General features: G+C 56.8%; 5 protein-coding genes. All 5 read left to right on the top strand.

Annotated elements, in window-relative coordinates; all coding sequences use genetic code 11:
• The 5 genes from JMF94_RS14465 (at window position 1) to JMF94_RS14445 (ending at window position 14,290) form a co-directional block, all read left to right on the top strand.
• Window positions 1-1,245, top strand: coding sequence for an MFS transporter (locus JMF94_RS14465; RefSeq protein ID WP_240825964.1), 1,245 nt, complete (start codon window positions 1-3; stop codon window positions 1,243-1,245).
• A gap of 105 nt (window positions 1,246-1,350) precedes the next feature.
• Window positions 1,351-3,018 carry an AMP-binding protein gene (locus tag JMF94_RS14460; protein ID WP_240825963.1) on the top strand — a complete coding sequence of 556 codons (1,668 nt, stop codon included), beginning with the start codon at window positions 1,351-1,353 and terminating at the stop codon, window positions 3,016-3,018.
• Window positions 3,008-6,559, top strand: a complete 3,552-nt coding sequence (locus tag JMF94_RS14455; protein ID WP_240825962.1) for an amino acid adenylation domain-containing protein — start codon at window positions 3,008-3,010, stop codon at window positions 6,557-6,559. Before JMF94_RS14460 ends, JMF94_RS14455 begins: the two co-directional genes overlap by 11 nt.
• Before the next feature lies 1 nt (window position 6,560).
• Window positions 6,561-10,952, top strand: coding sequence for a type I polyketide synthase (locus JMF94_RS14450; RefSeq protein ID WP_240825961.1), 4,392 nt, complete (start codon window positions 6,561-6,563; stop codon window positions 10,950-10,952).
• On the top strand, window positions 10,949-14,290 hold the full coding sequence (locus JMF94_RS14445) for an amino acid adenylation domain-containing protein (protein WP_240825960.1): 3,342 nt from the start codon (window positions 10,949-10,951) through the stop codon (window positions 14,288-14,290). The genes JMF94_RS14450 and JMF94_RS14445 overlap by 4 nt, the downstream gene beginning before the upstream one ends.
• Window positions 14,291-14,358: the final 68 nt, after the last annotated feature.

Below are 14,358 nucleotides of genomic sequence, written 5' to 3'. Positions count from 1 at the left end.
ATGCGTATGTTTGCAATGTTATCACGAAAGCCTTTTTCTGTATGGAGTCTGATAGCCAGCCTCTACACTACGCAATACCTCGGGCTGAGCTTTTTTTCAGTTGCGCTTGTTGCCATATTACGCAAGCAGGGTGCGCCTCTTGAGCAGATAAGCTCCGTTTATGCCCTTGGCATGATTGGAGCCTGCAAATTTTTGTGGGCTCCCTTGGTGGATAAAATTCGTTTCACACCAAGAATTGGTCATTTTCGTGGTTGGCTGATCTTGATGCAGTCGCTCCTGGTTGTGGTGCTTTGTGCTATCGCAAGCCTGGATGTGCAAACAGACTTTGGCTCTGTTTATCTGCTGTGCATCGTCATGGCCCTGTGCGGAGCAACCCAGGATATCGCAACAGATGGCCTGGTATGCTCCATCCTTTCCAAAGAAGAGCGGGGCATCGGCAATGGCATTCAGACTGCCGGGGGCATGCTCGGCTTTATGATAGGCGCAGGCTTTGTGTTGATGGCATACCCCAGTCTTGGCTGGCGTCAGTCTGTCTTGATTCTGGCTCTGGGCACTGCCGTGTCGTTGGTGCAACTGCTTTTCTTTATTGAAGATGAATTGCAAATTCAAAAGCAAAGTGGTTTGCAGGCCGCTGCCCGGCTTGTGGGGTTTTGGCGTCAGCCGGGCATGACATCCTGGCTTGTGATGCTGTTGCTTTTCCCCATGGGAATTACAGTTGCCTACAGTCTGTTGACGCCAATTCTGGTGGATAATCATTGGTCGCTTGAACGCATCGGGTTTTATGTGGATGTGCTCGGTCCAGTTATGGGCATTGCTTCCAGCTTGTTCGCAGGGTGGATGATTTCCCGCCACGGACGGAGTTTCACCATGAATTACTGCCTGGGGATGCAGCTGCTCAGTATTGCAGCGGTGCTTTTTATGGCCATGGGAAACGTGAGCACAAGTATGGTCGTAGCTGCGGTCATGGCTCATTTTCTGGGCTATGTGCCGTCCGTCACCATGCTTAGCACGCTGATGATGGATCATGCATCCAAAGAAAGTCCGGCAACGGACTACACAGTGCAGTTCAGCATATATCAGTTTTTTGCAATGGGCATGGGGGGCACGGGCATGGTCATGGCTGGTCGCCTGGGTTACAGTGCAACTATTTGCGCAGCGTTAGCCTGCTCGGCGCTAGGGGGAATCTTCGCCAGATTTTATGTGTCCTCCTCTGCCAAAAAAGAAACCCGCGCGTCTGTGGCTTAAACGCGCGAACGGCCCCTTAGCAAAGGCGGCTGGCAAGATGAATATTCGCGGCAGCACGCTTGTTGCCGCAACACAACTGCTTACGGCAAGCGAGATGAGGTGAACATGTTTTACGCGCATGATCTTGGATGGCCGATAAAGGAGATAGAGCGCTACAGGGCGGAGGGTTACTGGCGTGAAGAAACGCTCAACACCTTTCTGAGTGATCTGGCGCGTAAGCACACAGGGCATCTTGCTGTTATTGATGGCGAGTTTTGCCTTACCTATGCTGAGCTGGAACAAAAGGTGGCTCAGGCTGCCGCCGGGTTTGCCGCACTTGGGCTCACGGCGGGGCAAACGGTGGTTTTGCAGTTGCCAAACTGCTGGGAATTTGTGGTTGCCTTTTTTGCCCTTGTCCGCCTTGGGGTTGCCCCGGTTATGGCTCTGCCAGCGCATCGAAAGACAGAGATTTCCGCATTTGTGGAGGCGGCTGGCGCAAAAGCCTATATCTGCGCCGACGAGGTGTCAGGCTTTGACTACCGCACGTTGGCTCGCGAACTGCAACAGCAGCACCCCGGCCTTGATCACGTAATTGTGCGCGGCAATGCAGAGGAGTTTGTTCCTTTCCAATCCTTGTTTGGCACCGGTTTTGCCTTGCCGCAAGACCCTGCCATGCCCGACTCCCTGCTCTGTTTTCTGCTTTCGGGCGGCACCACGAGCACCCCAAAGCTGATTGCGCGCGTCCATTGTGAATACCTCTGTTCAGCCCGTTACAACGCCGCCGCCAATGGGTTCGATGCCGCGACTGTCTATCTGGCCACCTTGCCTATGGCGCACAACTTTCCGCTGGCCGCACCCGGTCTGCTGGGAACCCTTTTATGCGGCGGAACCCTGGTCATAGCCGAAAATCCCGATCCAGACACCTGCTTTGACCTGATAGACAAGCATTCCGTCACCAGCACCGCCCTTGTGCCGCCTGCGGCGATTCTCTGGTGCGATATGGCGGAACTGCTGGATCGTGAGAGGGATTTTCCCAGCTTACAGAGCATCCAGGTTGGTGGGGCGCGCGTGAGTGAAGATCTTGCAAGGCGCACCATAAGAGTATTCGGCTGCCGCTTTCAGAATGTTTTTGGCATGTCTGAAGGCCTGGTGAGCATGACCCGCATGGATATGGATGAAGAAACGGTTTGCAGCACACAGGGAAAACCCGTGTGCCCGGCGGACGAGTTTCGTATCGTTGACGCTGCAGGCAAGGAGGTTCCGGACAATACCGTAGGTGGTTTGCAGATTCGCGGGCCATACACCATCCATGCCTACTACAAACGACCAGATGTCGATGCTGCATCGTTTACCACCGATGGATTTTTTCGCACTGGGGACCTTGCGCGGCGTAGGCCTGACGGGTGCATGGTGCTTGAAGGGCGGGAAAAGGATCAAATCCAGCGTTGTGGAGAAAAAATAACTCCCGAGGAAGTGGAAAATGTACTCGTAACCTGCCCGGGAGTGCGTGATGCCGTGCTTGTGGGCATTCCGGACGAGCATCTGGGCGAGCGTATATGCGCTTTTATCCATGTCCACGAGCACGATGACGGCGGCTTGAGCGCGCGCTCGCTACGTCTTTTTTTACAGCAGAACGGTATGACGACCTTCAAGATCCCCGACCAGTTTGTATTTGTTCCTTCGTTTCCCTGCACTGCGGTGGGCAAAAATAACCGCCGCAGCTTGCGCGAGCAGCTTCTGACGCAATATCAGCAACATATTGCAGAAGCTAAAGGAGCAGAACATGAATGCTGAAGCTCCGATACTATCGCGCCTCGGCTTGCGCCGCTGGATTGCGGAAGTTCTTGATTGCTCCCCAGAATTGATAGGAGATGATGATTCCCTCATAGAGCTTGGCATGAGTTCGCTCATGATGATGCGCCTGCCTGTTATGCTCAAAAAAGCTGGCGTTAGCGTCAAACTTGCGGATATGCTGAAAAATGCAACCTTGGGAGGCTGGGTTCGGTTGATGGAGCAGGGCAGAAGGTGCGCTGTGGAGCAGGAGCCGGAACGCATCGTCGACGGGCAGCCCTTTGCGCTCACGGATATGCAGCGAGCATACTGGCTGGGGCGTCAAACGGTTTTTCCCCTGGGGGGAATTGCCGCGCACGGCTATCTGGAAATTCATGAGCCAAAGGGAAAATTTGATCTGCCGCGTCTGGAAAAAGCCCTCAACCAGACAATACTGGCCCATCCCATGCTGCGGACAGTGCTGACGCCAGATGGGCAGCAAAAGGTGCTGCCAGAGGTTCCCTGGTACCGTATACACAGCCGTTGCGGCACGCATGCCACGGCAGAGTGCAGGGAGGAGATGCGGGCAGAAGTGCTGCCAGCGGAAACGTGGCCGCTGTTCAACATATGCGTGAGCGGAACGGACAACGTGCCTTGCGCATATCTCCATATCAGCTTTGATATCCTGCTGCTTGATGTGGCCTCTCTGGCTTTGTGGCTGAACGAGCTGCACGGTCTTTACACTGGGCAGCAGAAAAAAGCCTGCATCAGTAACAGACAGTTCTCACAATATGTAGCGCAAGCTGAGGCCAGCAAAGAACTGGCGTCTGCAAAGAGGCACCGGGAGTGGTGGCAGGCGCGCGCGGCGCAGTTGCCCCGAGCGCCCCAGTTGCCGTTTGCCCATCAGCCAAGAGAACTCACGCCGCCCGTCATAGGTCGGCTTGCGTCGCACATGAAGGCCGATGCATGGCAAAGCCTCAAAAGTCACGCGGCAAGGGCCGGGGTGACAGCTGCGGGAATGTTCGCTGCCATTCTTGGTGAAACTCTTTCGCGGTTCAGCCGTTCGCCTCACATGACTCTGAACCTGACCCTGTTTGACCGGGCAGGGGAAAGAGCAGCCTATGAAGGCGTGTTGGGTGATTTTACCTCCATGCTGCCGGTGACGGTGCGCGCTGGTGCGGGGCAGACTTTTCTTGCGCTGTGCCGCGCCGCCCATGAGGATATTTGTCAGGCACTGTCGCATGCGGATATCAGCGGGGCCGAGGTCAATGCAATCATCGCCCGCGCTCACACTACACCCAACGAAAACCCACTCCCCGTTGTGTTGACCTGCGCCACGGGCATTGCAGGCGGCAGCTATCTGGATGCGGCTTCACGCTTCGGAGAACTGATTTTTGCCTGCAATCAGGCTCCGCAGACATGGATAGACGCGCAGGTTGTGGAATATCGCGATGGGCTTTCGCTGGTTTGGGATTATCCCCAAGGTCTTTTCCCTCCCGACCTTGTTGAAAGCATGTTTGAGCAGTTTGTAGCTCTGGCCCATGCCCTGTCGGACGGCGGGGTGTGGGGGATGTCTGCTCAGACCGTGCGGCAGCCGCGTATACAGCCAGCATCTCTGGCCTTGTTGCCGCATGCCCGGCAGAGCCTGGCAGGGCCTTTCTTGAAGCGCGCCGCGTCCAGCCCTGCGGCAACCGCCATCATTACACCCGAGAAGACGCTCTCTTACGGCGAACTGGATCGGCTCAGCGGGGATCTGGCCCGTCGGCTGACCTCGGAACTGCTGGTCAACAAGGGGGAACTGGTTGGCATTGCCCTTCCCAAGGGATGGCTTCAGGTGGTGGCCGTGCTGGCGGTGCTTCGCGCTGGGGCGGCATACTTGCCCGTGAACGTCAGTGACCCGCAAAGCCGTATTTTGACCATCCTTGCGGAAGGCGGCGTTCGTCTTGCCCTGTGCGATGGGAAAAACCAAGGGTTTCTGGCTGACGCAGACTGCCAGCTTGCAGAAATTTCTGTCGAAAGCACCCCTCTGCTGCTTGCGGATTTTTCCGGAAATGACACGGGGAGTACAAGGGCAACTGGAGCTGGCAAGAAGCAATCCAGCGGACAGACTGTTGCGGTTGACGCCTCGGTGGATGTCGATCCGGAAGCCACGGCCTATGTGATTTTTACTTCTGGGTCTACGGGCAAACCCAAGGGCGTGGCGGTTTCGCATCAATCCGCGCTGAATACGATTTTAGATGTCAATTCCAGGAATGCCGTGGGTCCAAATGACAGGGTGTTTGGCATCTCGCAACTCAACTTTGATCTTTCCGTCTATGACATCTTCGGCACTCTGGCGGCTGGCGCGGCTTTGGTTTTGCCACAGCACGCGGAATTTGCCGAACCTCTGGAATGGGTAATGCTGGTGGAGCATACGCAGGTTACTGTGTGGAACTCTGTGCCGGCGCTGGCGCAATTGCTGCTGGATTCAGCCAAAGCCACAGGAGGGTGCCTGAAGCATTTGCGCCTCTTTATGCTCAGTGGAGACTGGCTGCCCGTAGAATTGGCCGCCAGCATCCTTGCCTTGCCGCAAGAGCCGCGTCTGGTCAGCATGGGCGGAGCGACAGAAGCTGCAATCTGGTCAGTTGAAAAAGTTGTGGATGCGCTTTTGCCGGGGCAGAAGACAGTTCCTTATGGAAAACCGCTTTCCGGTCAGATGCTCTACGTGCTGGACGCATCCATGAGGCCATGCCCCCTGTGGGTACCCGGCGAAATATACATCGCAGGAGTGGGACTCGCGCAGGAATATCTGCACAGGCCGGAACTGACGGAACAATCGTTTTTTCCTCACCCTCAGACTGGCGAGCGGCTCTACCGAACCGGCGACTGGGGAAGAATGCTTCCCGATGGCGATATTGAATTTATGGGCCGCGATGACACGCAGGTCAAAATCAACGGCATGCGCATTGAGCTTGGTGAAATTGAATCAGCCATTGCAGAGATGCCCGGTGTGCGGCAGGCCGTTGCTGTTGTGGCCGAGCATTCGCAGAGTAGAAAAATCGTGGCTTTTGCCCAGCCGGACGGAGATCTCAAGGTGGACGCCCAGCGTATCGGCCTGGCCCTGAAAGGTCGATTGCCTTATTCCTGGCTCCCAGCGGAAATTTGTCTGGAATCCGCATTCCCACTCACTGCCAACGGCAAGGTTGATCGGCGCGCCCTGACTGCCCGGGCAAAGGCCTCCCTGAGCAAGCCCCGCGCCAGAGAGGCGTCTGTTCCTGAAACAAAGGCCCAGCAGCAGATAGCGGATGCGTGGGCATCCGTGCTCAATGGAGCGCGACCGGGCGTATCGGTATCCTTTTTTGATGCAGGCGGGACTTCATTTCTTGCCATGCAGCTGTCCACCAGGCTCACGGCGGTATTGCAGCGGCCTGTGCCTGTTCTTTCTGTTTTTCAGTACACAACCATAGCCAGTCAGGCGAAGCACCTCATTGATGCCGAAGTGCTCTGTTCCACAGAATCCGGGCACACTCAAGGCCGCGTTGAGAAGCTCCGCGCCATGGCGTCCCGCGTCCGCCCCAGGAGGTAACATGACAGAAAATTCTTTAAAAATAGCAATAGTTGGCATGGCTGGGCGCTTTCCTGGTGCGGAAAACCTGGATGCTTTCTGGGAAAATCTGCAAGCCGGAATTTCCGGTGGGAAGATGTTGGCCGATGTTGATGATGGTTTGGTTCACTACGGCTTTGCGCTTGAAAGCAAAGATATGTTTGATGGCGATTTTTTTGATGTTCCCGCGCGCGAAGCAAGAATGCTGGACCCGCAGCACCGAATTTTTCTTGAATGCGCGTATGCGGCTCTGGAGCATGCGGGCATTGCCCCCAAAGCCAGCGGTCAGTTTGTTGGTGTGTTTGGAAGTTGCAATTTCAACGGCTACGCACTGCGCTTTGCAGACAGGATTCTGGACGCCAAGCCCCTTGATCTGGTGGATATGCTTGCAGCCAGCGACAAGGATTATCTGGCTGCGCGTGTTGCGTACAAGCTGAACCTGAAAGGCCCGGCAATGACGGTGCAAAGCGCCTGCTCATCGTCCCTTGCGGCTGCGGCAATGGCTTGTCAGGCTCTTCTCGCCGGGCAGTGCGATGTGGCTTTGGCGGGCGGTGCGGGGCTGAAGGCCGGGGTGAGCCCCGGCTACAGCTATGAGCCGGAGGGGCCGCTTTCACGCGATGGGCATGTCCGCGCCTACAGCGATGATGCCAGTGGAGTGAATGAAGGGGAAGGGGTTGGCGTTGTCGTGCTCAAACGCCTGGATGACGCGTTGCGCGACAGGGATATCATTTATGCCGTCATTTCCGGCTATGCCATTGGCAACGATGGCTCGGACAAAACGGGATTTTACGCGCCGTCCGTGTCTGGTCAGGCGGCGGTCATTGCCGATGCTCTGGCTATGTCTGGTGTTGATCCGCTGGAAATTGGCCTTGTGGAGGGACACGGCACAGGGACGCCCATTGGCGACCCCATGGAAGTTGCGGCCCTTGCTCAGGCATGGGCAATTCCCCAAAGCGCTCCCCGTCAGTATTGCCGCCTGGGATCAGTAAAAACCGGCATAGGGCACCTGAACGCCGCCGCAGGCGTTGCCAGCCTGATCAAGACAGCGCTGGCGCTGCATCACAAGGTTATCCCCGCCTCGCTGGATTTTCATGCGCCCAATCCGAGGCTGGCGCTGGAGGCTACCCCTTTTAGAATTGCCGGCAAAACAGAAGCCTGGACTGTTGCGGCAGGCAAAACCCGCGTTGCAGCGGTAAATTCACTGGGTATAGGCGGCAACAATGTCCATCTGATTTTGGAGGAAGGCCCGGAGCCAACAGCTACGGATGCCTCTGGCGCAACCTTGATTACCCTTTCCGCCAAAACCACTGCCGCTCTTGAAAAAAAGGTGGTGGAGCTGAGCACATGGGTGCAGGCGCATCCTGTCCCGCTGGCTGACCTCGCGCATACGCTGCTTTTGGGGCGCGACATGCAGGCTTGCCGCCTGAGCCTTGTTTGTCAAGATTCGGAGTCGCTTTTGCGCACGCTGCAATCTTCGGCTTTGCTGCGTCGGGCAAGCAGTCTGGAAGATCCAGACAAGGCCCGGCCCGTGGCTTTTCTATTTCCCGGTTTCGGATCGCAGTATCCGGGCATGGCAAGCGAGCTTTGCGCATCACATCCAGAATTTGGAAATGTTTTCAATAGAATATGCACATTGTTTCAGCGCGAGACAGGCATTGACGTGACCTCGGCGCTTGATCGTCAGGAAGTGTCCACAGATACGCGTCTGGGTACGTTTGCCCTGTTTGCCGTGGAGTACGCGCTGGCGATGCTGTTGCAAGACTTTGGAATACAGCCCGCCTTTGTGATGGGCCATTCGGCAGGGGAGTACGTAGCCGCAACCGTGGCGGGGGTCTTTTCCGAGAACGACGCCGTTCGCCTCATTGCAGAACGATCACGGCTTATTGACGAGTCCCCGTCAGGGGCCATGCTTTTTGTGCCGATGGCGTCAGAAAAGCTGCAACTCCTTTTGCCAGAAGGAGTAAGCATTGCAACCGTGATCACACCCAACGGATGCGTTGCCTCCGGCACTGCGCATGGAATCAATGCGCTTGAGGCTGCTCTGAATGCGGCAGACCTGCCGTTCTCAAAACTGGCAGCAGAAAAGGCGGGCCACTCCAGCCTGCTGCATTTCGCCATGCCGCTGCTGCGCAAGGCCTTTGAGGGCGTTGAGCTGCACAGACCGCAACTGCCCATACTTTCAAACGTCACTGGAAGCTGGCTCACAGAAGCTGAGGCCACGGATGCCGAATACTGGGTTCGCCAGTTGTGTGCCCCTGTGCAGCTATCTGACCAGATATCCACATTGTGCCATGAGGGCGAGGCCGCATTGCTTGAAGTTGGCCCTTCGCGAAAGCTGAGCGCCATGCTGCGCCGCCATCCGGCCTTCAAAAAACACTCGCCGATTATTCCCGTGATGCCTTCAGAACAGGGCAAAACCGGGGAGCATACGGCCCTTCTGGAAGCCATAGGGCAACTCTGGCAACAGGGAGGCCGCGCTGACTGGGCCAAGATAGATGCCCTGAGCGGCGGCGGGCACGCTGTGCCTTTGCCGACCTATCCCTTTGAACGCCAGCGTTACTGGCTTGAACGGCAGATGGCGGGCGGCAAGACGCCAACGGATCAGGGAATGGAGATTTCTATTCTCTGCTGGCGGCAGATACCTGTGACAATGCCCGCAATGCCTCAGGGCGTTATAGGATTTTTGGGCAACGAAGGGGCGGATGTTGCCGAGGCGTTGCGCCAGCGTGGCTGGAATGTGCTGCTGTTCAAAACACTTGCGGATTTGCAGGGCAGTAGTCCTCTGCCGGATACATTGGTGGACTGCCGTTTTGCCGTACAAGGCGATAATTCACTGGCATCTGCGGCGCGTACGTGCGGGGAGGCGGCGGCGTTGTGCGCCTGGCTGGCTGAATGCGCCAACGGGCAGGCCATGAGTGTTTACTGGCTCACCTCCGGGGCGGCGGCCTTTGGTACGGCCCTGCCGATCATTGACAGAAGAGCCTTGTTGGCTCCTGCCCGTGTGCTGCCGTTTGAGGCCAGAAATACCCTGGCTTGCGTGCTGGATGTGGAAGAATGGCTTTCCGCCCCGGTACTGGCCGACCTGCTGGAAAAGGCTGTGAGCAACCGCATGGCGGCTACCGCGCTGACGTCTCTTGTGGCTGTGCGCGACGGAATTTTCTGGCAGGAGCAACCTGAATGCGTGAGGCAGTCTGAAAATATAAATGAGCACATTCATCTGCGTGAAAGGGCGGCCTACCTTGTTTTTGGCGGCAGTGGCGGCATTGGCCGAACATTCATGCTCGATCTGGCCAGGCAGGCAGCCGAGCAGCAGCGCCGCATAACACTTGTCCCCCTACAGAAAACGCGCCGATCCGCAGAATTCTGGGAGAACTGCGCCAATGAGTGGGTGATTGTCAGGCCGCGCTATGTCGACCTCAACAAGCAGGATGAACTCATGCAGGTATTGGATGAGGTACTTGCTGAACATAAAGATGTGGCTGGAATTGTGCACGCCAGCGGCGTCACTGGCGGTGGATTGATGCAGGCGCAAAGTTTGTCCGTTGAAAAGACGGAAAACTGGAGCGCCAAGGTTATTCCATTGCTTGGCATTGAAAAGGTGCTGCAGTTTTGTAACGTTGATTTTATTATTTTTAATACATCCATAGGCGCATTGTGTGGCTCTGTTGGACAACTGGATAACACTGTAGCCAACATAGTGCTGGATGCCTGGGCCATGCGGCAGCAGCGCGCGGGAACACGCGTCATGGGCATACGCTGGGACGTATGGCGTCAGGTGGGCATGATCAACAAGATGGCTTCACTGCATGCACGGCTTTCCGGAGAGGATCTGAAGGGGGGCATCGCTCCAGATGCAGCCCTTGCGGCGGTTAAGGCTTGCCTCGGAATGATGGTGGAGCTTCCTGTTGTCAGCGGTCGCAGCCTTGCCGCCATGCTTGATGAGGCGCGCACCAAGCGCGGGCTTGCAACGGATGCTCTTGAGTCGGCCGACCTCAAGGCCGAAGGAAGCGTTGGGCAGCGCCCCCCGCTGATGGTGGAATGGCGCGGAGCACGTCATGCGCTGGACCGGGCTCTTGTTGATCTGTTTGAGTCACGCCTTGGCTTGAGCGGCATAGGTATTGATGACGACTATGTGGAGCTTGGGGGCGACAGCCTCATGGCCATGCCCCTGGCAAAAGAAATCCGTGATCTCTTTGATCTCTCCGCATTCAGCGTAGCTCAGATATTCCGTCAGCGGACTGTGGCGAACATTGCAGATTACCTGACCGAATCGCAGGAGGAAAAGGAAAGGCTGTTTGCCCTCGCAGAACTGCTTGAATCTGTAAAGCACATGCGCCCAGAGGATGTTTCTGCGTCACTGGAGGCCTTGTCATGAGTCTCAGCGCCGAACAGTTGCAGCTTTTTTCCCGGCTGGCAGGGCAAAAGGGGCTTGCCAGCGCAGAACGCCGAACCAGCCGTGAACAGAGTCCTTGCCCGGTGCAGGAGGGCGAGCCCCAGGAATTTCCCATGACGGACGTGCAGCGCGCCTACTGGATTGGACGCACGGCTGGCGTCAACCTGAGCGGCGTGGGGAGCCACGGATATCAGGAGTTTGATTGCGGCGCCCTGGATGTTGAACGTCTGCAAAAAGCCTGGGACAGAGTTATTGCCCGTCACGACATGCTGCGCGCCACGGTAACGCGTGAGGGCATGTTTCACATCGTGCCGAAGGTGCCGCCTCTGCGCTGGAAAATTGAGGATTTGCGCCAACTTGATGCCGCAGAAAAGGAAGAGCGCCTTGCAGCGCGGCGAAACAAGCTTTCGCACCGCGTCCCCGACCTTTCCGTATGGCCGATAATAACACTTGGAGCAAGCATTATCGCCGATGACTTTGTGCGCGTGCACCTGAGCTGCGATGCTGTCATGGCGGACGTGTACAGCATTGGCAACTGCCTGCGCGAACTGAGCTTTTTCTATACGCATCCCCAAGGCGACATGCCCGTTCCCGGCATGACTTTCGGTCAGTATGTGGAAGAGCAGAAACGTAAGGAAGAGACCAGTTTTTATCATGAGTGCCGCAAATACTGGCAGGACAGGCTGGCGGACTTTCCCGCCGCGCCGCAATTGCCCACGCAGGAAGTACAGCCGCAGGTGCAGCGGTTCAAACGCTTGAAGGCCGGTCTGGAACCGGAGCAATGGGCAGCGTTCAAGGCCATGTGCAACCGGCACGCCCTTACCCCTTCCGTGGTATTATACACCGTCTTTGCTGCCGTAATGGGCCAGTGGGCCGCCAGACCGGATTTTTGCCTTAACATAACGGTTTTTAACAGGGAATCGGAAAATCCGGCCATTCAACAGGTGGTGGGTGATTTTACCACAACCATGCTTTCAGCGGCCAGAAAGATGCGTCCGCAGGAAAGCTTTATTGAGTACGCCAGAGAATTGGACGCCCGGTTCTGGCAGGATGTGGAACACAGCGCGTACTCTGGCATAAAGGTTCTTCAGGATATTTCCGAGCGTCAAAGGCGTCCGGTTCTTATGCCCATTGTTTTTACAAGTGCGCTGGGCGCCGGGGATGTGGGAGAAATTCTGGACACCAACAACGGAGTGTTCGGAAAACCCGCCTACACAATAACCCAGACTCCCCAGATATGGCTTGACCACCAGGTTCTTGAGGAAGACGGAAGGCTGGTTTTCAACTGGGATGTGGTGGAAGGGATTTTTGACGAAGTTCTTCAGAATGCCATTTTCCGCTGCTATGGCAGCATGGTTGAAGCTCTTTGCAAGCCTGACGCTGACTGGCAGCGGCCAATCATGCCCGAATTGCCTGAAGAGCAGATGGCGCGACGCCACGATGCAAACCCTTGTTTTGAGGACGATGGGCATTTGTTGCACCAGGGATTTCTGGAGCATGTGCTGGCGCTCCCCAACAAAAAGGCCGTGATTGCGCCCGATCGCACGCTGACGTTTGGCGAGCTGTTTCAGGCGGCTTACGCCGTGGCGCGGCAGTTGACGGGCGCTTTGCCGCAAAATACGCAGAATGTCCTTGTGGCCGTGGGGCTTCCCAAAGGCTGGGAACAGATTGCGGCTGTCATGGGTATTCTGCTTACGGGCGCGGCCTATGTGCCGATTGACCCCACGTGGCCCCGTGCGCGGCGCTCGGCCATTCTGCAACAGGGAGTCATGGCTGTGGTTGCGGAGCAAGGCGCAGCCGCCCATGACTGGGATGATCTGCCGCTGGCGGTCGTCAGGCAGGAGGACGCCTCGGTAGATGCGGCGGCAGACGCTGCGGCTGATGCTCTTGTTGCCGCCCTGCAAACCTCGCCGGACAGGCTGGCCTACGTCATCTTTACCTCTGGGACAACAGGCACGCCCAAGGGCGTCATGATGACGCACCGTGCGGTGCAGAACACCCTTCGCGATATCAATTCAAGATTCGGGGTTTCGTCAAACGACAGCGTATTCGCCATCTCCGCCCTGTCATTTGATCTTTCGGTCTATGATATTTTCGGTCTGCTTTCAGCTGGTGGGCATCTTGTACTGCCTGATGAACGTGAAATACGTGACCCTTCCGCCTGGGTGCGCCGTCTTGCCCGCCATCCGGCAACCCTGTGGAATTCTGTGCCGATGCTGTGGCAGATGTTTGTGGAACACGGTGCGGCTGTGGAGCATATGCCCCGGCTGGCGTTACTTTCCGGCGACTGGATTCCGCCGCGTCTGCCGCGCGACTCAGCGCACTTTTCTCCTGCAACCATGTTGATAAGTCTGGGAGGCGCCACGGAGGCCGCCATCTGGTCCATTGCTTACGAAATGTCGCCCAATGATCCCCCGGCAGGGTGGAAGTCCATTCCCTATGGCCGCGCGCTTGCGAATCAGAAAATGCTCGTTCTGCATGAGGACATGACCCCTTGCCCGGATGATGTGCCCGGAGAGTTGTATATCGGCGGAGGGGGCCTTGCCATGGGCTACCTGGGGGACAAGGCGCTCACTGACCAGCGTTTCATTACGCACCCGCGTAGCGGCGAGAGGCTTTATCGCACTGGCGACATGGCTCGGTGGCGCGGTAACGGGCAGATAGAATTTATGGGGCGCAACGACACTCAGGTGAAGGTGAATGGATTTCGTATTGAACTTGGGGATATTGAGGCTGCCCTTGCCTCCCTGCCGGGCGTGCAGGCCGCCGTTGCGGCCATAATGCCGCTGGCTGGCGCAGGCAAAGGGCTGGTTGGATATGTGGTGCCGCAGCAGTCACAGCGCTCGCTCTCCCCAAACGATCTGCACACGGCCCTCCGGGCCAAGCTGCCCCTGTATATGGTGCCTCAGCATTATGTGGCGCTTGAGCAGTTGCCGCTTTCCGATAATGGCAAGGTGGACAGAAAGCGCCTGCCTGCTCCCCAGCTTGAAGAAGCCGCCACGCAGGAAAAAGGCACGGAGCTTGAGGAGCGCATTCGTGAAGTTGTGGGGCTGCATCTGGGTATTTCGTCATTTGGCCTCCATGACAGGTTTTTTGACCTTGGAGCCACCTCGCTACTGATGGTGAAGATTCATCGGGATATTAATCAGATACTCCCGCAGCAGATTGCCCTGATCCAGCTTTTTGAAGCACCCAGCGTCCACGCGCTGGCCAGTCTTATCACCAAGGGAAGGGCAGATGCCCCCGGCAAGGGACGCAGCCATGCGGAAAAAAGACTGGCTGCCAGAAATTCACGCCGGTGCAAGGCTGTGCAGCCGTAAGACGTATTTTTCATAATTGCCGGGATGGCGCATGCACAGACATATGCCGGATGCGCATTACCGCGCTT

Origin of the sequence: Desulfovibrio sp. UIB00 (assembly GCF_022508225.1) — a bacterium.
In the GTDB taxonomy this organism is placed as follows: domain Bacteria; phylum Desulfobacterota; class Desulfovibrionia; order Desulfovibrionales; family Desulfovibrionaceae; genus Desulfovibrio.
This window is presented reverse-complemented; position numbering and strand designations above follow the sequence as displayed.

Coding starts and splice junctions, on each gene's coding strand:
- JMF94_RS14460 (WP_240825963.1), top strand. CDS start 1,351: ATGTTTTACGCGCATGATCTTGGATGGCCGATAAAGGAGATAGAGCGC.
- JMF94_RS14450 (WP_240825961.1), top strand. CDS start 6,561: ATGACAGAAAATTCTTTAAAAATAGCAATAGTTGGCATGGCTGGGCGC.
- JMF94_RS14455 (WP_240825962.1), top strand. CDS start 3,008: ATGAATGCTGAAGCTCCGATACTATCGCGCCTCGGCTTGCGCCGCTGG.
- JMF94_RS14445 (WP_240825960.1), top strand. CDS start 10,949: ATGAGTCTCAGCGCCGAACAGTTGCAGCTTTTTTCCCGGCTGGCAGGG.
- JMF94_RS14465 (WP_240825964.1), top strand. CDS start 1: ATGCGTATGTTTGCAATGTTATCACGAAAGCCTTTTTCTGTATGGAGT.